General features: G+C 58.1%; 18 protein-coding genes and 1 tRNA gene. 8 read left to right on the forward strand and 11 right to left on the reverse strand.

Going from position 1 to position 26,947, the window contains the following annotated elements; genetic code table 11:
* Positions 1–702, forward strand: a 702-nt coding sequence (locus GKG36_RS12330) for a DUF4368 domain-containing protein (protein ID WP_154260998.1), incomplete at its 5' end; no start/stop codon positions are given.
* A 180-nt stretch (positions 703–882) separates the two neighbouring features.
* Here the strand turns inward: GKG36_RS12330 and GKG36_RS12335 are convergent.
* On the reverse strand, positions 883–1,635 hold the full coding sequence (locus GKG36_RS12335; protein ID WP_154261000.1) for a carboxymuconolactone decarboxylase family protein: 753 nt from the start codon (positions 1,633–1,635) through the stop codon (positions 883–885).
* The gene (locus tag GKG36_RS12340) at positions 1,635–2,174 is read right to left on the reverse strand and encodes a flavodoxin family protein (protein WP_154261002.1); all 540 of its coding nucleotides are present in this window, start codon (positions 2,172–2,174) and stop codon (positions 1,635–1,637) included. Before GKG36_RS12340 ends, GKG36_RS12335 begins: the two co-directional genes overlap by 1 nt.
* Positions 2,175–2,291: 117 nt before the next feature.
* Between GKG36_RS12340 and GKG36_RS12345 the strand changes: the two genes are divergently transcribed.
* Positions 2,292–2,759, forward strand: a complete 468-nt coding sequence (locus GKG36_RS12345; protein ID WP_154261004.1) for a MerR family transcriptional regulator — start codon at positions 2,292–2,294, stop codon at positions 2,757–2,759.
* A gap of 38 nt (positions 2,760–2,797) precedes the next feature.
* On the opposite strand, the gene GKG36_RS12350 is transcribed toward GKG36_RS12345, so the two are convergent.
* The 5 genes from GKG36_RS12350 to radC all read right to left on the reverse strand — a co-directional run bounded on the left by GKG36_RS12350 (position 2,798) and on the right by radC (position 9,246).
* A complete protein-coding gene (locus tag GKG36_RS12350) occupies positions 2,798–3,049 on the reverse strand; it encodes a DUF6061 family protein (protein ID WP_097782164.1) in 252 nt (83 codons plus the stop codon).
* A 243-nt stretch (positions 3,050–3,292) separates the two neighbouring features.
* Positions 3,293–3,370, reverse strand: a tRNA-Pro gene (locus GKG36_RS12355).
* A gap of 139 nt (positions 3,371–3,509) precedes the next feature.
* Complete coding sequence (uvrA, locus tag GKG36_RS12360; RefSeq protein WP_154261006.1) at positions 3,510–6,371, reverse strand: excinuclease ABC subunit UvrA; 2,862 nt, start codon at positions 6,369–6,371, stop codon at positions 3,510–3,512.
* On the reverse strand, positions 6,358–8,415 hold the full coding sequence (uvrB, locus tag GKG36_RS12365) for an excinuclease ABC subunit UvrB (protein ID WP_097775443.1): 2,058 nt from the start codon (positions 8,413–8,415) through the stop codon (positions 6,358–6,360). Before uvrB ends, uvrA begins: the two co-directional genes overlap by 14 nt.
* Before the next feature lie 111 nt (positions 8,416–8,526).
* Positions 8,527–9,246: a DNA repair protein RadC gene (radC, locus tag GKG36_RS12370; RefSeq protein WP_044953632.1), complete on the reverse strand. Its 720-nt coding sequence runs from the start codon at positions 9,244–9,246 to the stop codon at positions 8,527–8,529.
* Positions 9,247–9,408: 162 nt separating this feature from the next.
* On the opposite strand from radC, the gene GKG36_RS12375 reads away from it, so the two are divergent.
* Positions 9,409–10,416 carry an RluA family pseudouridine synthase gene (locus GKG36_RS12375; protein ID WP_154261009.1) on the forward strand — a complete coding sequence of 336 codons (1,008 nt, stop codon included), beginning with the start codon at positions 9,409–9,411 and terminating at the stop codon, positions 10,414–10,416.
* 62 nt (positions 10,417–10,478) lie between these two features.
* Here the strand turns inward: GKG36_RS12375 and GKG36_RS12380 are convergent, their stop codons facing one another.
* The 4 genes from GKG36_RS12380 to GKG36_RS12395 all read right to left on the reverse strand — a co-directional run bounded on the left by GKG36_RS12380 (position 10,479) and on the right by GKG36_RS12395 (position 16,090).
* Positions 10,479–10,883: a hypothetical protein gene (locus tag GKG36_RS12380; protein ID WP_097777690.1), complete on the reverse strand. Its 405-nt coding sequence runs from the start codon at positions 10,881–10,883 to the stop codon at positions 10,479–10,481.
* Positions 10,884–10,895: 12 nt separating this feature from the next.
* Entirely contained in the window at positions 10,896–12,182 is a 1,287-nt protein-coding gene (locus GKG36_RS12385; RefSeq protein ID WP_154261010.1) for a diaminopimelate decarboxylase, read from the reverse strand.
* A gap of 272 nt (positions 12,183–12,454) precedes the next feature.
* Positions 12,455–14,350 carry a nucleoside-diphosphate sugar epimerase/dehydratase gene (locus GKG36_RS12390; protein WP_097782240.1) on the reverse strand — a complete coding sequence of 632 codons (1,896 nt, stop codon included), beginning with the start codon at positions 14,348–14,350 and terminating at the stop codon, positions 12,455–12,457.
* A 168-nt stretch (positions 14,351–14,518) separates the two neighbouring features.
* On the reverse strand, positions 14,519–16,090 hold the full coding sequence (locus GKG36_RS12395) for an oligosaccharide flippase family protein (RefSeq protein WP_154261012.1): 1,572 nt from the start codon (positions 16,088–16,090) through the stop codon (positions 14,519–14,521).
* A 197-nt stretch (positions 16,091–16,287) separates the two neighbouring features.
* Here GKG36_RS12395 and GKG36_RS12400 point away from each other — a divergent pair, with 197 nt between their 5' ends.
* The 5 genes from GKG36_RS12400 (at position 16,288) to GKG36_RS12420 (ending at position 26,874) form a co-directional block, all read left to right on the forward strand.
* Entirely contained in the window at positions 16,288–17,121 is an 834-nt protein-coding gene (locus tag GKG36_RS12400) for an Mrp/NBP35 family ATP-binding protein (protein ID WP_044953699.1), read from the forward strand.
* 427 nt (positions 17,122–17,548) lie between these two features.
* Positions 17,549–18,901, forward strand: a complete 1,353-nt coding sequence (gdhA, locus tag GKG36_RS12405; protein WP_097775438.1) for an NADP-specific glutamate dehydrogenase — start codon at positions 17,549–17,551, stop codon at positions 18,899–18,901.
* Between the two features lie 113 nt (positions 18,902–19,014).
* Positions 19,015–20,595 (forward strand): hydroxylamine reductase, encoded by a 1,581-nt coding sequence (hcp, locus tag GKG36_RS12410; RefSeq protein WP_097782211.1) that lies wholly within the window; start codon positions 19,015–19,017, stop codon positions 20,593–20,595.
* Positions 20,596–20,846: 251 nt separating this feature from the next.
* Positions 20,847–25,382, forward strand: coding sequence for a glutamate synthase large subunit (gene gltB, locus GKG36_RS12415; protein WP_243139090.1), 4,536 nt, complete (start codon positions 20,847–20,849; stop codon positions 25,380–25,382).
* A 13-nt stretch (positions 25,383–25,395) separates the two neighbouring features.
* The gene (locus GKG36_RS12420; RefSeq protein WP_154261016.1) at positions 25,396–26,874 is read left to right on the forward strand and encodes a glutamate synthase subunit beta; all 1,479 of its coding nucleotides are present in this window, start codon (positions 25,396–25,398) and stop codon (positions 26,872–26,874) included.
* The last annotated feature ends 73 nt before the right edge of the window (positions 26,875–26,947 follow it).

Raw genomic sequence — 26,947 nt, forward strand, 5'->3', positions numbered from 1 at the left:
ACAGGCAAGAGCAGCATTTTCTCCGGTATGGTCTACTGCGCTGACTGCGGTTCCAAGATGCAATATGGTTCGTCCAATAACAGGGACTTCAGTCAAGACTTCTTTGATTGCTCTCTGCACAAGAAGAACGGGAGCAAGTGCAAGGGACATTTCATCCGGGTAAAGGTTCTGGAAGGACGTGTGCTGAGTCATGTTCAGCGGGTGACGGACTACATTCTCCGTCATGAAAACTACTTCCGCAAGGTCATGGAGGAGCAGCTTCGTGTGGAAAGCAGCGAAAAGCTGACCGTCCTGAAGAAGCAGCTTGCCCGGAATGAGAAGCGGATTGTAGACCTCAAACGGCTGTTCATGAAAATCTACGAGGACAACGCCAATGGAAAGCTGAGCGATGACCGCTTCGACATGATGAGCCAGAGCTACGATGCCGAACAGAAGCAGCTGGAAGAGGAATCCCTCTCTATCCAACAGGAAATCGAAGTACAGGAACAGCAAATCGAGAATATTGAAAAATTCGTCCAGAAAGCGCACAAGTACGTTCATATTGAAGAACTCACTCCCTATGCTCTCCGTGAACTGGTGTCGGCTATCTATGTAGATGCCCCGGATAAGTCCAGCGGAAAGCGGGTGCAGCACATCCATATCAAGTACGACGGGCTGGGGTACATCCCTCTGGATGAACTGGAAGCAAAAGAAAAGGCGTGACCGAAGTCACGCCAAATCTTCCCCATTTAGGGAACTTTTGCAAATACTGTTTTATGGGAACTCTGCTCTGGGGAACTCCCTGTTGTACATATCGCTATCGTCTGTGGCTTTTGGCAGGGTGCGTCCGGGTGGACGCACCCTGTTTTTGTTTCATCGTGGTTGGGTGTACATCAAACCGCATCACCGCAACTCCTTATAGGTTTCTTCCGGCACCGGCTCGCACCACTCGTTAGAGGTGCCTTCGCCGGGCACTTCCACTGCCAGATGAGAGAACCAGCAATCGGGTGCAGCACCGTGCCAATGCTTAACCTCCGGGGGAATGTTCACCACATCGCCCGGATGCAGCTCCAGCGGAGCTTTGCCCCATTCCTGATAGTAGCCCCGGCCTGCCACGCAGACAAGGATCTGCCCGCCACCCTTTGCGGCATGATGGATGTGCCAGTTGTTCCGGCAGCCCGGCTCAAAGGTGACGTTGTAAATGCCAACCTGTGCGGTGGACAAGGGTGCCAGATAGCTTTTTCCGCTGAAATATTGTGCAAAACCGTCGTTGGGTGCACCGATGGGGAACACCATTTCACTCTGGTGCTTTGCCTTGGCATCCTCTGCAGCGTCCTCTGCCCAGACTTCCTTGGCCATGCGGAAAGCCGCCCACGCCTTGGGCCAACCCACATAAAACGCCGCATGGGTCAGGATCTCTGCAATCTCAGTCCGGGTAATACCGTTGTTTTTCGCTGCCGTCAGGTGATACCGAAACGAGAAGTCTGTCAGTCCCTGCGCCATCAGTGCCACCACTGTCACAAGGCTGCGGTCCCGGAGGGAGAGTTTATCCTCTCGGCTCCACACCTGCCCGAATAGTACTTCATCGTTAAGTTCCGCAAATTTGGGCGCAAATTCGCCCAGAGCATCCCGCCCTGCTGTCTGTTTCACTGCCATTATACGTTCCTCCCCATCTCGTAAGCCTGTGCCATGGCAGGCGTACCGCACACTGCACCCGGCTCGTAAACACCACCTGCTACAAGGACTCCCTTTTCCACGGCACCTTCCACACAGTCTGCATAGCCCCGGAAGCAGGCCAGCGTAGTATCTGCAGAGGATTTTTCCTCGTCTGCCATGGTGGTGATGTAGTAAAATTCCTTGTCTTTGACCTCAAGCCACCGTGCCACGGTACGGTCGATCACTGCCTTCAACTGGGCACTGATGGAGTAGAAGTATACCGGGCTTGCCAGCACAATGACATCGGCATCGATCATCTTTTGCAGGATGTCTGCCATATCATCCTTGTGGACGCAGGCTCCGCCGTGGGTGCTGCAGTAGTAGCAGCCAGAACAGGGAGCCACCTTTTTCTCAGCGACCCGGATCTTTTCTGCTTTGTGCCCGGCATCCTGCGCTCCACGCAGAAATTCATCGCATAGAATATCAGAGTTACCGCCCTTCCGGGGACTGCCAGACAAAATCAATACCTTCTTGCTCATAGGAACCTCCTTGACAGCGGAGTGCATCCGCATTATGATGTTGATAAAGTTTGATTTTATCATACAACTTAAAGCGCACTTTAAGTCAAGGGATTTTTGAAAAAACGGAGGTTTCAGATGATCTATACCGTAGGTGAAATGGCACAAAAGCTGGGCGTACCTGCCTCCACCCTGCGCTACTACGACAAAGAAGGGTTACTTCCCTTTGTGGAGCGTTCCTCCGGCGGCATTCGGATGTTCCGGGAAAACGACTTCGAGTGGCTGCAGGTCATCCGCTGCATGAAAAAAGCCGGAATGTCCATCAAGGATATCCGGCAGTATATTGAGCTTTCCATGCAGGGAGACGACACCATTGACACCCGGCTGGAAATGTTCCGGCATCAGCGCGAGGTGCTCACCCAACAGATCCAGCAGTTACAGCACACACTGGAAACTGTGGAATACAAGTGCTGGTTCTATGAAGCCGCCAAAGCCGCTGGGACAGTGGATGTCCCCGGTGCGATGGCCGATGCGGATGTCCCTGATCAGTTCCGTGCCATCCGACAGGAGCTGCGGGGACAGAAGATGCCGAATATCGAAAGATAAGAAATGCCGTTCCAGTTGCTTTTGGAACGGCATTTTTCTTAATCTTCTAACCCATGGCTCCCGGTTACGTTTTTCAAGTATCCCTCCGGGTCACCGTTCAGAATCAAGTCCGCATAGCCCAGCGGATCATTGTAGATGAGGTAATCCAATTCCGACCTCTGTGCTATAGTCACGTCCAGCGCATTCTCGACCCCGGTGCAGTCGATGGAGATCATTCTCCCATCCCGGAGCAGCAGTTCCACGCACCCGGTGTCCATGTTGAATTTGCAGGTTCTTTCATCGTACTTCATGTTCGTTTCCTCCTGAAATCATGTCGTAGCTTATGTCGGTCAATCTATGATTTCGGATTTCATCTTCCACGGACGCCTGCATGGAACTTGTCGGGGCAAAGCCCCTCCATCTGCTAACGCAGACCGTTCCGTCGCTTAAAAGCCCCACTGGGGCTTTCATTGCTTCGCAAACGCTAATTTTCCGAAGAAAACAAATAATCCGAACCCATCTCCTATCGGAAACAAGTTCGGATTATTTTTGTTTGGTCCGAGTGGCGAGAATCGAACTCACGGCCTCTTGAACCCCATTCAAGCGCGCTACCAAAACTGCGCTACACCCGGATATCGACCGCCGCTTCCCTACCGAAGCGTGGCGACATGAAATATTATACTCAGATACAGCAGTTTTGTCAACAGATTTTTACAATTTTCTTTGCTTTTTTCGTAAAAAGTCTGATTTTTGCGAAAGTACGCGCTTTATTCATTTTTGCTCTTTCGCTTGCAGAAGCTTGTCTTTTTCCAAAAGCGGTTTCAGATATTGACCGGTAAAGCTGCCTGGCACCTCTGCCACCTGTTCCGGCGTGCCTTCGGCCACGATCTCGCCGCCTGCGCTGCCGCCTTCAGGGCCAAGGTCAATGATATGGTCGGCGCACTTGATAAGATCCAGATTGTGCTCGATGACAATAACCGTGTTGCCCGCATCTACCAGCTTCTGCAGCACCTCGATCAGGCGGTGCACATCTGCAATATGCAGGCCGGTAGTAGGCTCGTCCAGAATATACACGGTCTTGCCAGTGCTGCGGCGGGCCAGCTCGTTTGCCAGCTTCACGCGCTGTGCTTCGCCGCCGGAAAGGGTGGTGGCGCTCTGGCCCAGTGTTACATAACCAAGACCCACGTCCAGCAGGGTCTGCAGCTTGCGGGCGATCTTGGGCTGGTTGGAAAAGAACACCACTGCTTCCTCCACGGTCATGTTCAGCACATCGGAGATAGTCTTTTCCTTATACTTCACTTCCAGCGTTTCGCGGTTGTAACGCGCACCCTTGCATACCTCGCAGGGCACATACACATCCGGCAGGAAGTGCATCTCGATCTGCAGAATACCGTTGCCCTCACAGGCTTCGCAGCGGCCGCCCTTGACATTAAAGCTGAAACGCCCCGGGCCGTAACCGCGCATTTTGGCATCCTGTGTCTGGGAGAATACCGTGCGGATATCATTGAACACACCGGTATAAGTGGCCGGATTGGAGCGCGGCGTACGGCCAATGGGCTGCTGGTCGATACCGATGACCTTATCCACAAATTCCAGCCCTTCTACCCCATCGCATTTGCCTGCGCGGGAACGCGCACCGTTCAGCTCGCAGGCAAGCGTCTTATACAGAATTTCGTTGATGAGGCTGGACTTGCCGGAGCCGGAAATGCCGGTAACGCAAATAAACTCTCCCAGCGGGAATTTCACGTCGATATTGCGCAGGTTATTTTCCCGTGCACCCCGTACAGTAAGGTAATTGCCGTTGCCGGTGCGGCGGGTCTGCGGTACGGCAATGCGTTTGCGGCCGGAGAGATAATCGCCGGTGATACTGCGCTTTGCCTTGCAGATGTCCTTCACGCTGCCAGCGGCTACGATCTCACCGCCATGCACGCCTGCGCCCGGGCCTACATCCACGATATAATCCGCGCTGCGCATGGTATCTTCATCATGCTCCACCACAATGACTGTGTTGCCGAGGTCGCGGAGATTTTTCAGGGTGGCAATAAGCTTGTCGTTATCGCGCTGATGCAAGCCGATGGACGGCTCGTCCAGCACATAGAGCACGCCGGAAAGCGCACTGCCGATTTGAGTGGTCAGGCGGATGCGCTGGCTCTCGCCGCCGGAAAGAGTGCCTGCTGAGCGGGCCAGCGTGAGATAATCCAGACCCACGCTCTGCAAAAACTGCAGGCGGTTCCGGATTTCCTTCATGATCTGCCCGCCAATCTGCTTCTGTTTTTCGGTCAGGTTCGGTTCGTTCTCGGCAATGAATTTCAGCTCGTCCCGGATGGACATTTCGCAGAAATCGCTGATGTTCTTATCCCCGATGGTCACAGCCAGCACCACGGGTTTCAGGCGCTTGCCGTGGCAGTCCGGGCACTCCACGCCGGACATGAAGCTGCCGATTTCTTCCTTCATCCACTCGCTGTTGGTCTCGCGGAAGCGGCGCTCAAGGTTCTCCACGATGCCCTCGAAGGTGTTATAATACACACCGCTGCCGAACTCATTCGTGCGGTGCATCTCGATTTTTTCGCCATTGGTTCCGTACAGCAACGCATTGACAGCTTCGGTGCTCATCTCTTTGATGGGCGTATCCAGCGTAAATCCGTACTTTTTGCCAAGACCCAGATAATACATTTCGGATACAGACCCCTCGGCATAGTACCAGCCGCTGGCCTTGATGGCACCCTCACGGATGGAAAGGTTCCGGTTGGGCAGGATGCGTTCCTCGTCCACTCGCATAAAAGTGCCAAGGCCGGTACACTTTTCGCAGGCTCCCAGCGGGTTATTGAAGGAGAAGAGCCGGGGTGACAGGTCGCTGATGGAAATGCCGTGCTCCGGGCAGGCAAAGTTCTGGCTGAAGGTCATACAATCGCCGCCGATCACGTCCACTTCGGCGATGCCGCCGGTAAGCGCCAGCGCGGTTTCCAGCGAATCTGCCAGACGGCCCCGGATGCCCTTGCGCATGGCAAGGCGGTCCACCACGATCTCCACCGTATGCTTGATGTTCTTTTCCAGCTTGATCTCTTCGTCAAGATCATACAGGTTGCCATCGATCTTCACACGAGCATAGCCACCACGGCGGGCAGCATCCAGCTCTTTCTGCTGGGTGCCTTTGCGCTGGCGCACCACAGGAGCCAGCACCTGAAACCTCGTACCTTCGTCCAGTTTGAGCACCGCGTCCACCATTTCGTCCACGGTCTGCTGGCTGATTACCCGCCCGCACACCGGGCAGTGGGGCACGCCCACGCGGGCGTACAGAAGTCGCAGATAATCGTAGATCTCCGTCACGGTGCCCACGGTGGAACGCGGGTTGTGGCTGGTGGTTTTCTGGTCGATGGAAATTGCCGGTGACAGGCCGGTAATCTCGTCCACATCGGGCTTGTCCATGCGGCCCAAAAACATGCGTGCGTAGCTGGAAAGGCTTTCCACATAGCGGCGCTGGCCGTCGGCATAGATGGTGTCGAACGCAAGGCTCGACTTGCCCGAACCGGAAAGGCCGGTCATAACGATCAGCTTTTCCCTCGGGAGGGTCAGGTTAACATTTTTCAGGTTGTGCTCGCGGGCACCTTTGATGACGATCTTATCGTTTGCCAAGGTATTTTCTCCCTTTTCGTTGTGTCTGTGAATGATTCTGTTTGCGCTCCGTTTCTGCCGCAGAGTCCACCGTCGGGTTCTCGCCCCGGCGCAGTCGGTCGATCTGGTCACGCAGGAAGGCCGCGTGCTCAAACTCCAGCAGCTTCGCCGCTTCCTTCATCTCACGGGTCAGGCGCTCGATGGCGGCCTCCCGCTCCATCCTGCCCATGCGGCGGGTGTTCAGCTTAGCGTTCTCCGCTTTATCGCTGATCTCGATGCTGTCTGCAATGGCCTTGACGATGGTTTTTGGCACGATGCCATGTTCTTTATTGTAGGCCATCTGGATGGCGCGGCGGCGCTCGGTCTCAGTGATGGCGCGGTCCATACTGTCGGTGACGACATCCGCGTACATGATGACAAGGCCCTCGGCATTGCGGGCCGCGCGGCCAATGGTCTGGATCAGGCTGGTCTCGCTGCGCAGAAAGCCCTCTTTGTCGGCATCCAGAATGGCCACAAGGCTCACCTCGGGCAGGTCAAGACCCTCGCGCAGCAGGTTGATGCCCACCACAACATCAATGGAGCCAAGGCGCAGGTCCTTGATGATCTCCATGCGCTCAAAGGTGTCCACCTCGTGGTGCATATACTTGACTTTGATGCCCTGTTCGGTAAGGTAGTCGGTCAGGTCTTCGGCCATTTTCTTGGTCAGGGTGGTCACGAGAACGCGCTCGTGCCGCTGGATACGGGTATTGATCTCGCCCAACAGATCCACCACCTGCCCTTCCACCGGGCGCACCGAAATGAGCGGGTCCAAAAGGCCGGTGGGCCGGATGACCTGCTGCGCCACCTGCGTGCTGTTCTGCCGCTCGTAGTCGCCGGGCGTAGCCGAAACGAAGATCATCTGGTTCAGCTTGGACTCCACTTCCTCAAACTTGAGCGGGCGGTTATCGAAGGCGGACGGCAGGCGGAAGCCGTACTCCACCAGCGTTTTTTTGCGGGCATAGTCGCCGCCGTACATGGCGCGCACCTGCGGCAGGGTAACATGGCTCTCGTCCACAAACAGCAGAAAATCATCCGGGAAATAATCCAGCAGAGTGGTGGGCATACTGCCCGGCGCACGGCCCGAAAGCACCGCCGAATAGTTCTCGATGCCTTTGCACATGCCAACCTCGTTGAGCATCTCAATGTCGTAATTGGTGCGCTGGGCAATGCGCTGCGCCTCGATCAGCTTGCCCTCGGCGGTGAACTGCTTCACCTGTGCGTCGCACTCGGCGCGGATCTTTTCCAGTGCTGCGGCCTTCTTCTCGGCGCTGACGATATAGTGGCTGGCCGGGAAGATGGCTACATGCTTGACTACATTCTGTTTGGCACCGGTGAGAGGGTTGAACTCCGTGATGCGGTCGATCTCGTCCCCAAAAAATTCCACACGGATGGCAAGCTCGCTCATATAGGCAAGGTAGATGTCCACGATATCGCCGTGCACACGGAACTTATTGCGCACAAAATTCACGTCGTTTCGCTCATATTGCAGAGTGACCAGCTTCTGGCACAGCGCATCGCGCTCCATCTGCATGCCGGGGCGCAGGCTGATGACCATGCTGCGGTAGTCGATGGGGTCGCCCAGCGAGTAGATGCAGGACACCGATGCTACAATGATCACATCCCGCCGCTCCGAAAGCGCCGCCGTGGCCGAATGGCGCAGGCGGTCGATCTCGTCGTTGATGGCGCTGTCCTTTTCAATATAGGTATCCGTGCTGGGGATATAGGCTTCCGGCTGGTAGTAATCGTAGTAGGAGACGAAATACTCCACCGCGTTGTTGGGGAAAAACGACCGGAACTCGGTGCACAGCTGGGCCGCCAGCGTTTTGTTGTGGGCCAGAACCAGCGTGGGCCGGTTGCATTTTGCAATAACATTTGCCATGGTAAAGGTCTTTCCGCTGCCGGTAACACCCAGCAGGGTCTGGCAACGGTCGCCCCGCTCCACGCCTTTCACCAGTGTTTCAATGGCCTGCGGCTGGTCGCCGGTGGGCTGGTAAGAGGATACCAGTTCAAATTTTTCGTCTGCCATCTTCCCTCTCCTCTCCGGCCCTCGCGCAAAGAACCACAATCAGTTGTATTTTACGGTTTGATTATAGCACACCAGTTTTATAATGTAAACACTTTTTTGTTGTTTCACAGATCAAGGCCAGAAAAGCGTACCTGTTTTAAAGTCATAGATCGGCAGGCGGTTTGCGTCCCTCATGGAGAAATACTCCGTATCGGTCAGGATGAAGTGATCCAGCAGATGGATGTTCACAAGGCCCAATGCCCGGGCAATATTGCCAGTGGCCTCCAGATCCTCCATGGAGGGCAAGGCCGCACCGTTGGGGTGGTTGTGGCTGAGCACCACCGTGTCAGTGCCGCCCTTGATGGCCGCAGATACCACATCCTTGATGTCCAGACTTACCCGGTCGGTGGTGCCTTCCCGCAGCCAGACCGCCGCGCGCACCCGCTTACGGCTGTCCAGACTGACCAGCATTGCACGCTCGTAATCCGACCACGCAAACTTCGCCATCAGATAGCTGCCCATCTGCTCCGTAGTTCTGATGCAGCGGGTAGTGCTGGTACGGCTGCGGCCATAGTAGCGACTGATCTCCGGCAGCAGATGCAGCATCCGGGCTGTGGCCGGGCCTACGCCCTCCACAGTGCACAGCTCTTCCTCGCTGGCTTCCAGCACAGCGGCAAAATCGCCAAAGCGGTCGATCAGGTCGTGAGCGATGCCGTTGGTGTCCTTCTGGGCGTTGGTGAGGTACAGCACATATTCCAGCGCTTCGTGCTCGGCCAGACTGTCCAGACCGTAGTTCTGCACCCGTTCGCGCATCCGCTGGCGGTGTCCCTGATGCCGTTTGTGTTCTGCCATTGCGGTACTCTCCTTCTGATTCATTCCTTATAATAGTACCCATTTTGCGCCCGGAACTCAAGGCTTTGCGGTAAAATAGTTTTGATCCGGGGCGTTTCCGCGTTGACTTGCAGCCAAGGCTGTATTACTATAAAGGTATCTCTTGAAAATTGAGGAACATTTATGAAACAATATACCGCAACCGCCAACGACGACGGCGTTCGTCTTTCCCGCTTTGTGCAGAGCGTGACCCGCGATTTTCCCACCAGCCTTTTGTACAAGAGCTTCCGCAATAAGCGCGTGAAGGTAAACGGAAAAAAGGCCGTGCCGGAGTACCGCATTCAGGCAGGCGACCTGATCGAGCTGTACATCAACGACGAGTTTTTCCCGCCGGAAGGCGCAAAAACCGTGCAGAAGGCCGCGCCGAAAAAAAAGCAGAATCAGCCCAAGGTCAATGTCATTTATGAGGACGAAAACATTGCTGTGCTGTACAAACCCACCCACCTTTTGTGCCACAGTGACCGCACCGGCGATGCAAACCTTGTGGACGCTTTTACCCAGTATCTGTCCGAAAAAGGCGAGTACGATCCCCACGGCGAGAACCGGTTCAAGCCCGGCATTTGCAACCGGCTGGACCGCGGCACCGAGGGCCTTGTGATCGCCGCCAAGAGCTACACCGCCCTGCGGGACATGAACGAGATCATCCGCACTGACCTACTCAAAAAGGAGTACTACACCATCACGGTGGGTATCCCGCAGTCCGGGCGGTTCACCGCATGGTGGGAGCACGACGAGAAGAACAACAAGGTAAGCATCCATGCACACCAGTCGCAGGACGAGCGCCGCAAGCAGATCATTACGGACGTGGACGTGCTGCGCACCGCCGGGCCGTTCGCCCTGTGCAAGATCGGCCTTGTCACCGGCCGCACCCACCAGATCCGTGCACATCTGGCCTATCTGGGCCGTCCGGTTCTGGGCGACATCAAGTACGGCAACCGCAAGATGAACGAGCGCACCGGCACCAAAACGCAGGCCCTGTGCGCTGTGCGGATCACTTTCCTTGATATTCCCGAGGAAAACACCCTGCATTATCTCTCCGGCAAGGTCGTCAAGCTGAAGGACCCGCAGATCATAAAGCAGTTCGATGCGCTGGATAAGAGCAAAAACAGCGAGGAAAACCACCCTGCATAAAGTGGAAACAAAAAAGCGGCTGCTGTACTTTACCGTACAGCAGCCGTTTTTCTCTTTGTTCTTTACTTTTTGTCGGAGTCCTGCTCCGCCTTTTCCTGCGATTCCTGTTCACGGCGCAGCTCTTTGATGCGCTTTCTCTCGCTCTGGACATGGGGCCAAGGCCAGCTGAAGCCCTCGTTCTCACGGCACCATTTGACCAGCGGATAGAAGGCGAAAGCCAGACCGAAGAGGTACAGCAGAGCGTACAGCAGGGCATCCAGCGTGATGAGTGCATCCAGTGCACCGATCACCGCCACCACGCAGCCTGCCTTCAAAAAGAACAGGCCGTTCTGGCGGCAGTATTCCTCAAAGTGCTCCGCTTTGACGGCACGGCGGCCCTGATCGCCCCAGACACGGGGATTTTTCATGACCGAATAGCCGTAGAATACCATCATCAGGCCAAGGGTGAGCTGAAAGCCAAAAAACATTTATGATACCTCTTAATCTTCAAACAGCGGCTTCATCAGGGGCAGGAAATCCAGCGTTGCAAAGTAATCGCGCGGCGTCTCGGCACGGCGGATCAAACGGTGGGTGCCATCCTCGCACAGCAGCACTTCGGCGCTGCGCAGCTTGCCGTTGTAGTTGTAGCCCATGGCAGAGCCGTGTGCACCGGTGTCGTGGATATAAATGATATCGCCAATGTCGATCTTGGGCAGCATCCGGTCAATGGCAAACTTGTCGTTGTTCTCGCACAGACCGCCCACCACATCGTACATATGGTCGCAAGGCTCATTTTCCTTACCCAGCACAGTGATGTGGTGGTAAGCGCCGTACATGGCCGGGCGCATCAGGTTGGCTGCGCAGGCATCCAGACCGATGTATTCCTTATAGATGTGCTTTTCATGGATGGCAGTTGCCACCAGTGCGCCGTAGGGGCCGGTGGTAAAGCGGCCCATCTCAGTAAAGATGGCCACATCGCCCATGCCTGCGGGCACCAGAATTTCCTCAAACTTCTTGCGCACACCCTCGCCGATGGCCATGATATCGTTCTCGGTCTGCTCCGGGCGGTACGGGATGCCCACACCGCCGGACAGGTTGATATAACCGATGTGCACACCGGTGGCCTTCTGCACCCGGACAGCCAGCTGGAACAGGATACCTGCCAGCTCCGGGTAATACTCATCGGAAATGGTATTGGAAGCAAGGAAAGCGTGGATGCCGAAGTTCTTGGCACCCTTGGCGGCCAGCTTCTTGTAGCTTTCGATCATCTGCTCCTCGGTCATGCCGTACTTGGCATCGCCGGGCTTGTCCATGACCTGAAAGCCCTCTTCGCTCTCGCCCAGACTGAAGGTGCCGCCCGGGTTATAGCGGCAGAAGATGTTCTCCGGCACACCGGCGACACGCTCCAGAAATTCCACCATGGTGGCATCGTCCAGATTGATGTAGGAGCCCAGCTCGTAGGCCTTCTTCATATCCTCCACGGGAGTCTGGTTGGAGGAGAACATGATTTCGCTGCCGGAGAAACCGCACACCTCGCTGAGCATCAGCTCAGTCAGGGACGAGCAGTCCACGCCGCAGCCCTCCTCCTTGAGGATCTGCAGGATGACAGGGTTCGGCAGAGCCTTGACGGCAAAATACTCCTTGAAGCCTTTGTTCCAGCTGAATGCCTTGTTGATGCGGCGGGCATTTTCACGGATGCCCTTCTCATCGTAGACATGGAACGGCGTGGGCACATCCTGAATGATCTCCTGTGCCATCGCCTCGGTCAGAAACGGTTTCTTTTCCATAGTAACATCCCTCTCATTTTATATGCACGCGGCCGATCGCCGCAGTGGCATCAGTAGAAACTCCTTTCGTCATCGCTGATGCGATGCCACCCATTCCCCTTTTTGTCGCTGGCGCGACATCTGTTCCTCTCTTTGTCACCTGTGGTGACATTTCTCCCCGGCGCGGGGAGAATCTGTCCCGGCCGGGGGAAGTCTTTCTCAATGAGGGAGGCTTTGCCGCACGGACAGGCTCCCTCTTTGAGGGGGCTGTCTGCGCAGCAGACTGGGGGAGTTTACAGCTTCAGATTCTGGCGGGTGGGGGTGAATGTCGGGATCATCTTTGCCAGCTGCTGCACCACACCCTCGTCGTTGTGCTCTGCCGCAGCGGCAAGCTCCTGCAGCTGCCCGTAGAACTCGGCCAGATCGATGCTGCGCGGCGAAGCCACAAAAATTTTATTGTGCTGGGTGCGGCGCATCTTATCCTGCTCCTCGTCCATCATCAGCTCTTCGTAGAGCTTTTCGCCCGGGCGCAGACCCACGATCTTGATCTCCATATTCACGCCCGGCTCATAGCCGTAAAAGCGGATGAGCTGCTTGGCAAGATCCATGATCTTGACCGGCTCGCCCATGTCCAGCACATAGATATTGCCGCTTTCGGCCAGCGCACCGGCCTGCAGCACCAGCTGGGCCGCTTCCGGAATGGTCATAAAGTAGCGCTCAATGTTGGGATCCGTCAGGGTGACAGGCCCGCCTTTTTTGATCTGGGCCTCAAACAGCGGAATGACGCTGCCGTGGCTGCCCAGCACATTGCCAAAACGCACAGCCACACACTTCATATCCGTGTTGCCCGCAAAGGTCTGGATGAGCATTTCGCAGATGCGCTTGGTACAGCCCATCACGCTGGTGGGGTTCACAGCCTTATCGGTGGAAAGCTGCACGAACCGCTCCACGTCGTGTTCGCTGGCGCTCACCAGCAGATTTTTGGTGCCCAGAACATTGTTCTTGACCGCTTCTGCAGGGCTGACCTCCATCAGCGGCACATGCTTGTGTGCTGCTGCATGGAACACCACAGTGGGATGATAGGTTTCAAAAACCTCATCCAGACGCTTTTTATCGCGGATGGAGCCAATGAGCACCGTTACCGGGATATCCCGGCCGTACTTCTGCTGCAGCTCCATCAAAAGCTCATAGGCGCAGTTCTCGTAGATATCAAAAATAAGCAGCTTGCCGGGCTTGAAGCGCATCACCTGACGGCACAGTTCGCTGCCGATGGAGCCGCCGCCGCCCGTGACCAGAACGGTCTTGCCGGTGAGGTAGCCGGAGATCTGATCGGTATCCAGCGTCACTTCCTCGCGGGAAAGGAAGTCCGCCGGGTTCAACTCGCGGAAGGCTCCCTGCTGCGGTGTACCGCTGCCCACCAGCTGCGGGTCACTGAGCAGCTGCACCGCACAATGGGTGCTGACGCACAGATCGATGACATGGTTCAGCTTGCTGCCCTTCAGGGTAGGAATGGCGATGATGATGCTGTGGATGCCGTAGCGCTTGCACAGGTCCGGGATATCCTCCAGCGTGCCCTTCACCGGCACCCCGTGGATGGTCTGGTTGAGTTTTGTGGGATCATCGTCCACCGCCACCACCGCGTGACCATATTCCTTATTGGATTTGCACACGTTGATGGCCCATGCACCGGCTTCGCCTGCACCTACGATCATCACCGGACGGTTGGGGTCCTTGCTGGCAGCGCCGCGCAGCTTTTCGCCCAGCGGATGGTTCAAAAACAGCCTCCATGCCAGACGGCTGCCGCCCACCAGCAGGAAGATGAGCACCGCCGCCATACAGTTGGCGGAGTTGAACAGCACGCCGTGGATGCACAGACGGTTGACACAGTAGACGACAACGGTAGGCACAGCCACCGTTCCCGCCAGACGCATCAGGTCGCGTTCACCGGCATACTTCCACAGTACGGAGTACAGCCCGCTGAACAGAAAGCTGGCAATGTACACCGCCACGATCCATGGCAGATTTTCGTACAGAAGCTCACGGTTATGCGGCCACCAGGCAGCTTCCACTGCTCCGTCTGCCCGCAGCAGAAGCGCAAAATAAAAGCTGAATGCAACAATGGCTGCATCCAGCAGCACAAGCAGCGCCCGGCGCGCAAGCACCTGCGGTGTGTTCTTTTTATCTTTCACAAAAAAGTCCTCTTTTGCATATTTTACATACGGCACAAGTGCCGCAGTTTTGGCCGGAAAAGCTTCCGGTTTCACAGAGCATCCGGCACACCGGACAGCCCTATCTTTATATTATACTCAGAACACTGCAGAATGTCCAGAAAATTTGAATCCGCTGCCAAACTCCCTCTATTTTTTCGGTCTGCCGGGCCGGTGCGCAGCCCAGAGCGCGGCTGCTTCCTCTCCAAGGCCCAGCGGCCATGCCGCCAGCAGGAACACTCCTGTGGTAGCGCAGCCGCCTACGCCCAACGCGGCCAGCTGCAAAGGCAGCCGAGCCGCAAACCCATCCGCAAGCAGCTTCCGCAACGCCATACCAGCCGCCGCAGCCAGCACAGCTGCCAGTGCCGGTGCACCCAGCCAGCGGCGGAATGCATGCTGCGTGCCGCTGGAAAACAGCAGATGCCCGGTGTTGGCCGCACAGGTGTACAGGCTGGAAAGCAGGATCACTGCCAAAAAGCCCTTCATGCCAAAGCGCGGCAGCAGCGCCACCACCCCGCCAATGCGCAGGATGGAATCCCACACGCTGTAGCGGAAGGCCGCCTTCTGCTCCCCCACCCCTTTCATGGCTCCGTCCACCATGCTTTCCAGATACATCAGCGGCATGGCAGGAGCCAGCGTTTCCAGATAAAACCCGGCATCCGCACTTTGGTACAAGAGCTGTGCCAGCGGCCGTCCCCACACCCAGAACAGCACCCCTGCCAGCGCGGAAAAATAGCCGGTGAGCCGCAGCATCCGGTCCAAAAGTGCGTTGAGCCGTTCGGTTTGGCCCAGAATATGAGCCTGCGTGATCTCCGGCATCAGCAGCACCGAAAGACTGCCCAGCAGGCCAAATGGGAACGTAAGCAGCGGCAGAGCCATGCCTTTCAGTTCTCCGTACTGCTCCAGCGCGGCGGTGCGCCCGCCCGCGTTGATCAGATAGACCGCAAGGCAGGCGGGCACCAGCATATTCTCCGCCGTGTGCAGGGCGCTTGCCAGCACCCGCCCGCCCTCCACCGGCCACAGGATCTCCCACAGACGGCGGGCCGGGTCTGCCGGGCGGACGGCTTTTTGCCCCGCAAAGGCACTGCGGGCATCCCGCCGGTAAAAGGCCAGCATGCACAGCGCCGACACCGCTTCGCTGACGGCGGTAGCTCCCAGCACCAGCATACAGCGCACGCCCACCGCAAGGCCCTCGGTACGGGTAAGCGCCAGTGCCACCAGCGCGATGCGCACCGTCTGCTCCGTAAGCTGGCTGAACACATTGGGAGCTACATGCCGCCGGGCGATGAAAAAGCCCCGCAGCACCGCCGAGACCGCCATCCATGGCATTCCCAGCGCTGAAACGCGTAAAGCACCAACGGCGCGGACATCGCCAAGCCACAACCGGGCCGCAAGATCCGCTGTCGCCAGCTGCAGTGCAGCGGCAAACAGCCCCAGCACAAGTCCTGCCGCCAGCAGACGGCGCAGCATGCCGCGGGCTGCACCACGGGCGGAAGCCGGGCCGCTGAGTTCCTCGGCCATGAGCCGGGTAGCCGCCACCGAAACGCCCGCCGTTGCCAGCGTGATGAACAGCGAATACACCGCCAGCACCAGCTGGTAAAGGCCCATCCCCTCGCCGCCCAGCTCGTTTGCCAGCCAGATGCGCAGGCCCATACCGGCCAGCCGCAGCACCACGTCTGAACCGGTGAGCAGCGCCGCATTTTTCAAATAGCTCTGCCGCATGGCGCACCTCCTGCCGGAATGTTCCGGTTCCAGCATATGAAGCGGCGGAACAGGATATGCAAAAGCAGAGCGGCGCGGCGGGTTGTTTCCTGCGCGCTTTTATGGTATAGTAAAGGGGCGGCTTTTATATGGCCGTATTCTGTTTAAGGAGGAAGCACACGGCCAATGCCTCTGAGCCAGCCGTGCGCAAAAAGAGAATGAGCGAAGAATGTACTCATGACTGCTCCAGCTGTGGAGCAGCATGTTCTTCCCGCGATGCAGCGCCCAAGCACGATGCCCCCAACCCCAACAGCAGCGTCAAAAAGGTCATCGGCGTTGTGTCCGGCAAGGGCGGCGTTGGCAAGAGCATGACCAGCGCTCTGCTGGCCTGCGCCATGGCACGCCGCGGCTACCACTGCGGCATTCTGGATGCCGACATCACCGGCCCGTCCATTCCCAAGCTGTTCGGTATTCATGGCCGTGCCATGGCCGACGACAAGGGCTGCTGGCCCATTCAGAGCCGCATGGGCATTGATGTTATGAGCATCAACCTGCTGGTGGAAAATGAGGAAGACCCCGTTGTGTGGCGCGGCCCGGTAATCGCCGGTGCCGTCAAACAGTTCTGGACCGATGTGGTCTGGAAGGACGTGGACTTTCTGTTCGTGGACATGCCTCCGGGAACCGGTGATGTGCCCCTGACCGTGTTCCAGAGCCTGCCGGTGGACGGCATTGTTGTGGTGGCAAGCCCGCAGGAGCTGGTGAGCATGATCGTGGCCAAGGCCGTGAACATGGCTGAGATGATGAAGGTGCCCATGCTGGGCATTGTGGAGAACATGAGCTACATCGTCTGCCCCGACTGCGGCAAGCACATCAATGTGTTCGGCGAGAGCCATGTGGATGAGGTGGCTGCAAAGCACGGCCTGCCCGTGCTGGCAAAGTGCCCCATCGATCCCCAGCTGGCTGCGCTTTCCGATGCCGGCATGATCGAAACCTACGGCGGCGAGTATCTGGAAGGTGCCGCAGACGCCTGCGAAAAGCTGCTGAAGAAGTAAAAATCGTTTCTCTGCCCTGTGCCGTTTGCGTGGTGCAGGGCTTTTTGGTTGCAGAAAATATGGCTTTCTGCGCCTGCGGAATGCAGCAAAATGGAGAAAAGACGTTCTTTTCCGTATTTCTTTTGTTCTGCCATCGCTTTAAAAAACAAGGTTCTGTGCCGTTTTTTTCTTTTATTTTTCGTTTTGTGAAGCGGTCTCAACTTTTCATCTGTTTTTTTGAAGCATTTTCTGCTTTCTCGCTATTGTCAAACCCACAGAAATGCTTTATAATAATAAAGCGGTCTGCAGCCATAAGCAGACCGGTGTGTAAGAATGGAAATCCGGGATCGTCCCAAAGCGTTTTAGCAGCGCGTCCGCTGTGCGGCGGGCCGGGCGGTTTCGTCTTTTTCAAATTTTATAGAGTAATTGGGAAAAGGAGTATTCTACTATGCTGACGAATGAATACCTGAAGCGCGTTTACGAAGGTCTGGAAAAGCGCAATGCCAACGAGCCTGAGTTCCTGCAGGCTGTGCGCGAGGTTCTGGAGAGCATCCAGCCCGTTGTTGAGAAGCACCCCGAGTACGAGAAGGCCGCTCTGATTGAGCGTCTGGTCGAGCCGGAGCGCATCATCACCTTCCGTGTGCCCTGGGTTGACGATCAGGGCAAGGTTCAGGTGAACCGCGGCTACCGTGTGCAGTTCAACAGCGCCATCGGCCCCTACAAGGGCGGCCTGCGCTTCCATCCCTCTGTCAATCAGGGCATCCTGAAGTTCCTCGGCTTCGAGCAGACCTTCAAGAACAGCCTGACCACCCTGCCCATGGGCGGCGGCAAGGGCGGCTCCGACTTTGATCCCCACGGCAAGAGCGACATGGAAGTGATGCGCTTCTGCCAGAGCTTCATGACCGAGCTGTACCGTCACATCGGCCAGTTCGTGGACTGCCCCGCCGGTGATATCGGTGTCGGCGGCCGTGAGGTCGGCTATCTGTTCGGCCAGTACAAGCGCCTGACCAACAGCTTCCAGGGCGGCATGCTCACCGGCAAGGGCCTGACCTTCGGCGGTTCTCTGGCCCGTACCGAGGCTACCGGCTACGGCCTGTGCTACTTCACTGCTGAGGCTCTGAAGTGCATGCGCAACGACAGCTTTGAGGGCAAGACCGTGGTCATCTCCGGTTCCGGCAACGTGGCCATCTACGCCTGCGAGAAGGCCACCCAGCTGGGTGCCAAGGTCGTGACCATGTCCGACTCCAACGGCTATGTCTACGATCCCAACGGCATTGATCTGGCCTACGTCAAGGATCTGAAGGAAGTGCGCCGCGGCCGTATCAAGGAGTACGCCGAGACCCACGAGGGTGTAACCTATGTTGCAGATTGCACCAAGGTCTGGACTGTCCCCTGCGACATCGCCCTGCCCTGCGCAACCCAGAACGAGATCAACAAGGAGTCCGCTGAGGCTCTGGTGAAGGGCGGCTGCACCGTCGTGTGCGAGGGTGCCAACATGCCCAGCACCCCGGAGGCCATCGAGGTCTACCTGTCCAACGGCATCCTGTACGGACCTGCAAAGGCTTCCAACGCAGGCGGCGTGGCAACCTCCGGTCTGGAGATGAGCCAGAACTCCGAGCGCCTGAGCTGGACCTTTGAAGAGGTCGATGCCAAGCTGAAGGGCATCATGGAGGGCATCTTCCATGCTTCCTACGATGCATCTGTGGCTGCCGGTTCCGAGGGCAACCTGATGGTCGGTGCAAACTGCGCCGGCTTCCTGAAGGTCGCAACCGCCATGATGGCACAGGGCATCACCTACTAAGTCATACCGCGTCGTCTAAGAGCCGCGCCCGCAGGGGTGCGGCTCTTTTTTGGTATAACCCCGCCCCGCTCTGCCCACACTGGCAGTATCTTATGGCAGAAAGGGAGTTTTGTATGGACGAGCAGATGTTTTGTTTTCAGTGTGAGCAGGCGGCGGGCTGCACCGCCTGCACCGGCGCAGCGGGGGTGTGCGGCAAGTCGGCCGAGACAGCCGCCGCACAGGACCGGCTCACCGGGGCGCTCATCGCGTTTGCCGGGCAGCTCATCGCGGCGGGGCGCGGCCCGACCCCGGAACAGGCCCGGCTGCTGATGCAGGGGCTGTTCACCACCATTACCAACGTGAACTTTGACCCCGCCGCCGTGGACGCGCTGACCCGCCGGGTGCACGACGCCAGCCCCGGCACCGGCCCGGACTACGACATGCAGGCCCTCTGGCGGGAACCGGACGCCGACCGGCGCAGCCTGAAATGCTTTGTGCTGTTCAGCCTGCGGGGCATGGCCGCCTACAACTACCACGCCCGGGTGCTGGGCCGCATCGACCCGGAGCTGGACCGGTTCTTCTGTACCGCCCTGCAGGCCGTGGGCGACCCCGGCCAGACCACCGACGCCCTGTGGCAGCTGGTGCAGGCCACAGGAGAAGCCAGCTACCGCTGCATGGAGCTGCTGGACGCGGCCAACACCGGCGCGTTTGGCGATCCGGAACCGGTGCAGGTGCCCCTGACCATTGAAAAGGGGCCGTTCATCGTGATTTCCGGCCACGACCTCTACGACGCACAGCAGCTGCTGGAACAGACCGCAGGCCGGGGCGTCAACGTCTACACCCACTCGGAGATGCTGCCCGCCCACGGCTACCCGGAGCTGAAGCGCCGCTACCCCCACCTCAAGGGCAACTTTGGCACCGCATGGCAGAACCAGCAGCGGGAGTTCGAGGACATCCCCGCGCCCATCCTGTTCACCACCAACTGCATCATGCCCCTGCGCGCCAGCTACGCCGACCGGGTGTTCACCACCTCGGTGGTGGCTTACCCCGGCGTGCCCCACATCGACGAAGGGCGCGACTTTTCCCCGGTGATCGAAAAGGCGCTGGAGCTGGGCGGCTACGCGCAGGACACCCTGCTGCCCGGCCTGAACGGCGGCTCCACGGTGACCACCGGTTTTGCCCGCACCGCCGTGCTGCAGCACGCGGACGAGATCGTGCAGGCGGTGCGGGACGGTAAGCTGCGGCACTTCTTTCTGGTGGGCGGCTGCGACGGCACCCGGCCCAGCCGCCGCTACTACACCGAGTTTGCCCGCCTTACCCCGCCCGACACCATCCTGCTGACCCTGGCCTGCGGCAAGTTCCGCCTGAACGACCTGCCCCTTGGCACCGTGCCGGGCACCGGCCTGCCCCGCATCCTAGACGTGGGCCAGTGCAACGACGCCTACAGCGCCATCCGCATCGCATTGGCGCTGGCCGACGCCTTTGGCTGCGGCGTCAACGACCTGCCCCTCTCGCTGGTGCTGTGCTGGTTTGAGCAGAAGGCCGTGTGCATCCTCATCGCGCTGCTGGCGCTGGGCATCCGGAACATCCGGCTGGGGCCTACCCTGCCCCCGTTCCTCTCGCCGGTCGTTGTGGCTGCCCTGCAGCAAAAGTACGATTTAAAAGCCGTAACAACGCCGGAAAATGACCTGCAGGCCATTCTGGGCAGACATTGAGCCTGCACTGTTCTCACTATAGCTACAACTGACCGCCATACGCGGCGTTTCGCACAAGAAGTGGTGTAAAGCAGTTGTCATATTTGGTGCAGCTGTCACTTGAAGATTTTTCAGCGTTCAGTATAATAATAGTTACCGGAACAAAGGCGTTCTGCAAGGGTAAAGTATGCCCTTGCGGGGCGCTTTTCTTTTTTGTCAAAATGCGGAGGGTGCCGCACCGGTGAGGATTTTAGATAAGGATGGGAAAGTCTATGGAAAACTTTACAGAGCAGAAAAACACCCTTGGTCTGTACGATCCACAGTTTGAGCACGATGCCTGCGGCATTGGCGCTGTGGTGGATATCAAGGGCCGCAAAAGCCACCAGACCGTGGACGACGCACTGGCCATTGTGGAACGGCTGGAGCACCGTGCCGGCAAGGATGCCGAGGGCAAGACCGGCGACGGTGTGGGCATTTTGCTGCAGATCAGCCACAAGTTCTTCTCCAAGGTGGCCGAAGAACTGAACATCAGCCTTGGCAACGAGCGTGAATATGGCGTGGGCATGTTCTTCTTCCCCCAGAGCGAGCATCTGCGTGCGCAGGCCATGAAGCTGTTCGAGGTGGTCACCCGCAAGGAAGGCCTCGAATTTCTGGCATGGCGCAAGGTTCCCGTGAACCCGGATGCCGTGGGCCAGAAAGCCCGCGACTGTATGCCCGCTATCTGGCAGTGCTTCATCAAAAAGCCCGCCAAGGTGAGCAAGGGCATCGATTTTGACCGCAAGCTGTACATTGTGCGTCGCGTGTTTGAGCAGGCCAGCAACGGCACTTATGTGCCCAGCCTGTCCAGCCGCACCATCGTGTACAAGGGCATGTTCCTTGTGCACGACCTGCGCCTGTTCTATACCGACCTGCAGGACGAGGATTATGAATCCGCTATCGGCATGGTGCACAGCCGCTTCTCCACCAACACCAACCCCAGCTGGATGCGCGCACACCCCAACCGCTTCATCCTGCACAACGGCGAGATCAACACCATCAAGGGCAACACGGATGCCATGCTGGCCCGTGAAGAGAGCATCTCCAGCTCCATCATGCAGGACGACATGAACAAGATCCTGCCCATCATCAACACTTCCGGCTCCGACTCCGCCATGCTGGATAACGCGCTGGAATTCATGGTGATGAACGGCATGGATCTGCCTCTGGCCGTGATGATCACCATTCCCGAGCCGTGGGAGAACAACAAGAACATCAGCCAGAAAAAGCGCGATTTCTACCAGTATTATGCCACCATGCTGGAGCCTTGGGATGGCCCCGCTGCCATCCTCTTCTCGGACGGCGACGTGATGGGCGCTGTGCTGGACCGCAACGGTCTGCGCCCCAGCCGCTATTACATCACCAAGGACGGCCGCATGATCCTGTCCTCCGAGGTGGGTGTGTTGGAATGCGAGCCGGATAATATTTTGGTCAAGGATCGTCTGCGCCCCGGCAAAATGCTGCTGGTGGACACCGTGAAGGGCGAAGTGGTGGACGACGAAAAGCTCAAGGAGTTCTACGCCAGCCGTGAGCCTTACGGCGAGTGGATCGACCGCAACCTTGTGGAGCTGGCCAGGCTGAAAATTCCCAACGTGAAGGTGGAAAGCTACACCGGCGACCAGCTCACCCGGCTGCAGAAGGTGTTCGGCTACAAGTATGAGGATGTGAACACCATGATCCTCTCCATGGCACGGGCAGGCGCAGAGCCTTCCGGCGCTATGGGCACCGACACCCCGCTTGCTGTGCTGAGCAACCAGCATCCGCCGCTGTTCAATTACTTCAAGCAGCGCTTTGCGCAGGTCACCAACCCGCCCATCGATGCCATCCGCGAAAAGGTGGTCACTTCCACCAGCGTGTATATTGGCGCACACGGCAACCTGCTGGAGGACAAGCCCGAGAACTGCAAGGTGCTCAAGGTGCACAACCCCATCCTGACCAGCACCGACCTGCTCAAGATCAAATACATGAACGTGCCCGGCTTCAAGGTAGCCACGGTGTCCATCAACTACTATAAGAATACCAGTCTGGAAAAGGCCATCGACCGTGTATTTCTGGAGGTCGACCGCGCCTACAAGGATGGTGCAAACATCATCATCCTTTCTGACCGCGATGTGGATGAATACCACGTGACCATTCCCAGCCTGCTGGCAGTTTCCGCGGTTTCGCAGTACCTGATCCGCACCAAGAAGAGCACCGCACTGGCCCTGATCCTGGAAAGTGCAGAGCCGCGCGAGGTGCACCACTTTGCCGCTCTGCTGGGCTACGGTGCCTGCGCCATCAACCCCTATCTGGCACATGAGACCATCGGCCAGCTCATCGACGAAGGCCTGCTGGACAAAGATTACTATGCAGCCGTGGAGGACTACGACAACGCCATCCTCAGCGGCATTGTGAAGATTGCCTCCAAGATGGGCATTTCCACCATCCAGAGCTACCAGAGCAGCCAGATCTTTGAGGCTGTGGGCATCTCCAAGGATGTCATCGACAAATACTTCACCGGCACGGTGAGCCGTGTGGGCGGCATTACCCTTTCGGACATTCAGGCCGATGTGGAAGCCCAGCACAACGCAGCCTTCGACCCGCTGGGTCTGGACATCAACATGGAGCTGGCCGACAGCGGCGCACACAAGTTCCGCAGCGGCAAGGAAGAACACCTGTTCAACCCCCAGACCATCCACCTGTTCCAGAAAGCCTGCTGGACGAACGACTACTCGGCTTTCAAGCAGTTCACCAACACCGTGGACAATATGGGTACTGACGGCGTGCATCTGCGCAGCCTGCTGGACTTCAACTATGCTCCTGACGGCGGCATCCCGCTGGAAGAGGTGGAGCCGGTAAGCTCCATCGTCAAGCGGTTCAAGGGCGCAGCCATGAGCTACGGTGCCCTGAGCAGTGAAGCCCATGAGACCATTGCCATTGCCCTGAACCGTCTGGGCGGCCGCAGCAACACCGGCGAGGGCGGCGAACCCGAAGAGCGCTACCACAGCGAGAGCAATTCCAAGATCAAGCAGGTGGCTTCCGCACGCTTTGGTGTAACGAGCAAATACCTCGTTTCTGCGGAAGAGATCCAGATCAAGCTGGCACAGGGCGCAAAGCCCGGTGAGGGCGGCAATCTGCCCGGTGCCAAGGTGTATCCGTGGATTGCAAAGACCCGCCACAGCACCACCGGTGTGGGCCTGATCTCTCCCCCGCCGCACCACGATATCTACTCCATCGAGGACCTTGCAGAGCTGATCTACGACCTGAAGAACGCCAACCGCAGCGCCAACATCAATGTCAAGCTGGTCAGTGAGGCCGGCGTTGGTACCATTGCGGCCGGTGTTGCCAAGGGCGGCGCACAGGTCATTCTGGTGTCCGGCTACGACGGCGGCACCGGTGCAGCACCGCGTACTTCCATCAAGCACGCTGGCCTGCCGTGGGAGCTGGGCATCGCCGAGACCCATCAGACCCTGATCCTGAACGGCCTGCGCACCCGCGTGCGCATTGAGAGCGACTCCAAGCTGCTCTCCGGCCGCGATGTTGCCATCAGCTGTATGCTGGGCGCAGAGGAGTTCGGCTTCGGCACTACCCTGCTGATGGCCGAGGGCTGCGTGATGATGCGTGTGTGCAATCTGGATACCTGCCCCATGGGCATCTGCACCCAGAACCCGGAGCTGCGCAAGAACTTCAAGGGCAAGCCGGAATACATCATCAACTACCTCACCTTTGTGGCCGAGGAGCTGCGCGAGTACATGGCAAAGCTGGGCGTGCGCACCATCGATGAACTGGTGGGCCGCACCGACCTGCTCAAGGTCAAGCCTGCCGCACCCGGCAGCCGCGCTTCCAAGATGGATCTCGACTGCATCCTGCACAACCCTGCCATCGAGAACAGCAATGTTCACTTCGTGAAGGAGGACACCTACGACTTCCATCTGGAAAACACCCTCGATATGAAGGTGCTGATGAAGAAGTTCAAGCTCAGCAGCAAGAATGCCCAGAGCGTGACGCTGGATGTCTCCAACACCGACCGCGCCTTTGGTGCCATCTTTGGCAGCGAGATCACCCGCAAATACGGCAACAGCCTGCCGGATGATGTTTACACCGCCCACTGTGTGGGTGCAGGCGGCCAGAGCTTTGGTGCCTTCATCCCCAACGGCCTGACGCTGGACCTTGTGGGCGACTGCAACGACTACATGGGCAAGGGCCTGTCCGGCGGCAAGATCGTCGTGCGCCCGCCCAAGGGCATCACGTTCAAGCCCGAGGAGAACATTATCACCGGCAACGTGGCCCTGTACGGTGCTACCAGCGGCAAGGCGTTCATTTCCGGCGTGGCCGGTGAGCGCTTCGCCGTGCGCAACAGCGGTGCCACCGCCGTTGTGGAGGGCGTTGGCGACCACGGCTGCGAGTACATGACCGGCGGCACGGTGGTGGTTCTGGGCCAGACCGGCAAGAACTTTGCAGCCGGTATGACCGGCGGCATCGCCTATGTGCTGGACGAGAACTGGGACTTCTACCAGCGCGTGAACAAGGAGACCGTCAGCCTGGAGCCTGTGGAGCACAAGTACGATGTTGCCACCCTGAAAGAGCTGATCCGCGAACATGTGGAGGCCACCGGCTCTCCCCGCGGCAAAGAGATCCTTGACAACTTCAGCGAATTCCTGCCCAAATTCAAGAAAGTTCTGCCCTACGATTATGACCGTATGCTGCGTGTGATCGCATCCGTTGAGGAGCGCGGTCTGGACGGCGAGCAGGCACAGATCGAAGCATTCTACACGGTGCAGAAGAAGAAGTAAGGAGGGCAGCGTTATGGGTAAGACAACTGGATTTATCGACTATACGCGCAAAACCAGCACGGATGTTCCGCCGCTGGAACGCATTGAAAACTTTAACGAATTTCATATCTGGCTCTCCCGCGAGGAGCAGCAGACGCAGGCAGCACGCTGCATGGACTGCGGTGTTCCCTTCTGTCAGGCCGGCATGATGATCGGCGGCATGGCCTCCGGCTGCCCGCTGAATAACCTCATCCCGGAGTGGAACGACCTTGTTTATCATGGCAAGTGGGAGCTGGCCATGCATCGGCTGATGGCCACCAACCGTTTTCCGGAGTTCACCAGCCGGGTGTGCCCTGCCCTGTGTGAAGCGGCCTGCACCTGCGGCGATGTGACCGGCAGCAGCGTGACCGTGCGCGAGAACGAGCACGCCATTATTGAGACGGCTTACGCCAAGGGCTGGCTGCACGCCGCACCGCCGCCCTCCCGCACCGGCAAGAGCGTAGCCGTGGTGGGCAGCGGCCCCTCCGGCCTTTCGGTGGCTGAATACCTGAACAAGCGCGGCCACGCCGTGACTGTGTTCGAGCGTGCCGACCGCGTGGGCGGCCTGCTGATGTACGGCATCCCCAACATGAAGCTGGACAAATCCGTCATCGAGCGCCGCATCAAGATCATGCAGGCTGAGGGCGTGGAGTTCCGCACCAACATGGATGTGGGCGGGGCTGTTGCCGCCGAAGAGCTGCTGAACGGCTACGATGCCGTGGTGCTGTGCTGCGGTGCCAAGAAGGCCCGCGACCTGAATGTGCCCGGCCGCGATGCAAACGGCGTGCACTTTGCCGTGGACTACCTGACCAGCGTGACCAGAAGTCTGCTGGACAGCCAGTTCGCGGACGGCAAGGCCATCGATGCCAAGGGCAAGAATGTTCTGGTGATCGGCGGCGGTGATACCGGCAACGACTGTCAGGGCACGGCCCTGCGGCAGGGCTGCACCGATCTGGTGGCACTGGAAATGATGCCGCAGCCGCCCAAGGAGCGTGCAGCCTCCAACCCGTGGCCGGAGTGGCCCCGTGTGCTGAAGGTGGACTACGGCCAAACCGAGTGTCTTGCAAAGTTTGGCAAGGACCCGCGCGTGTACCAAACCACCGTGAAGGAATTTTTGAAGGATGATGCGGGCAATCTGACCGGTGCTATCATCTCCTACCTGAAGCCGGAACGGAACCCCGAGACCGGCCGTACCAGCATGGTGCCTACCGGTGAAGAATTCACCTACAACTGCCAGCTGGCGTTCATCGCCGCAGGCTTTACCGGCTGCGAAAGCTACGTGGCCGATGCATTTGGTGTGGAGCTGACCGCCCGCGGCAACGTGGCAGACCACAGCTTCAAGACCAACGTGGAAAAGGTGTTCGTTTGCGGCGATATGCGCCGCGGCCAGAGCCTTGTGGTATGGGGCCTGCGCGAAGGCCGCGACTGCGCCGCCGAGGTAGACCGCTACCTGATGGGCTACACCAACCTCTAACTAAGCCATTCTCTTTCCTATCCTAAACAAGCAGAAGCGGGGGCCTTTGCAAGGCTCCCGCTTCTGCTTTTGT

It is taken from the genome of Faecalibacterium sp. BIOML-A1, from assembly GCF_009679715.1.
In the GTDB taxonomy this organism is placed as follows: domain Bacteria; phylum Bacillota; class Clostridia; order Oscillospirales; family Ruminococcaceae; genus Faecalibacterium; species Faecalibacterium taiwanense.

Excerpts from the sequence above, each read along its gene's own strand:
- GKG36_RS12335 (WP_154261000.1), bottom strand. The coding sequence starts at position 1,635 with ATGGCAGTGAAACAGACAGCAGGGCGGGATGCTCTGGGCGAATTTGCG.
- GKG36_RS12340 (WP_154261002.1), bottom strand. The coding sequence starts at position 2,174 with ATGAGCAAGAAGGTATTGATTTTGTCTGGCAGTCCCCGGAAGGGCGGT.
- GKG36_RS12345 (WP_154261004.1), top strand. The coding sequence starts at position 2,292 with ATGATCTATACCGTAGGTGAAATGGCACAAAAGCTGGGCGTACCTGCC.
- GKG36_RS12350 (WP_097782164.1), bottom strand. The coding sequence starts at position 3,049 with ATGAAGTACGATGAAAGAACCTGCAAATTCAACATGGACACCGGGTGC.
- uvrB (WP_097775443.1), bottom strand. The coding sequence starts at position 8,415 with ATGGCAGACGAAAAATTTGAACTGGTATCCTCTTACCAGCCCACCGGC.
- radC (WP_044953632.1), bottom strand. The coding sequence starts at position 9,246 with ATGGCAGAACACAAACGGCATCAGGGACACCGCCAGCGGATGCGCGAA.
- GKG36_RS12375 (WP_154261009.1), top strand. The coding sequence starts at position 9,409 with ATGAAACAATATACCGCAACCGCCAACGACGACGGCGTTCGTCTTTCC.
- GKG36_RS12380 (WP_097777690.1), bottom strand. The coding sequence starts at position 10,883 with ATGTTTTTTGGCTTTCAGCTCACCCTTGGCCTGATGATGGTATTCTAC.
- GKG36_RS12385 (WP_154261010.1), bottom strand. The coding sequence starts at position 12,182 with ATGGAAAAGAAACCGTTTCTGACCGAGGCGATGGCACAGGAGATCATT.
- GKG36_RS12395 (WP_154261012.1), bottom strand. The coding sequence starts at position 16,090 with ATGCGGCAGAGCTATTTGAAAAATGCGGCGCTGCTCACCGGTTCAGAC.
- GKG36_RS12400 (WP_044953699.1), top strand. The coding sequence starts at position 16,288 with ATGAGCGAAGAATGTACTCATGACTGCTCCAGCTGTGGAGCAGCATGT.
- gdhA (WP_097775438.1), top strand. The coding sequence starts at position 17,549 with ATGCTGACGAATGAATACCTGAAGCGCGTTTACGAAGGTCTGGAAAAG.
- hcp (WP_097782211.1), top strand. The coding sequence starts at position 19,015 with ATGGACGAGCAGATGTTTTGTTTTCAGTGTGAGCAGGCGGCGGGCTGC.
- gltB (WP_243139090.1), top strand. The coding sequence starts at position 20,847 with ATGGAAAACTTTACAGAGCAGAAAAACACCCTTGGTCTGTACGATCCA.
- GKG36_RS12420 (WP_154261016.1), top strand. The coding sequence starts at position 25,396 with ATGGGTAAGACAACTGGATTTATCGACTATACGCGCAAAACCAGCACG.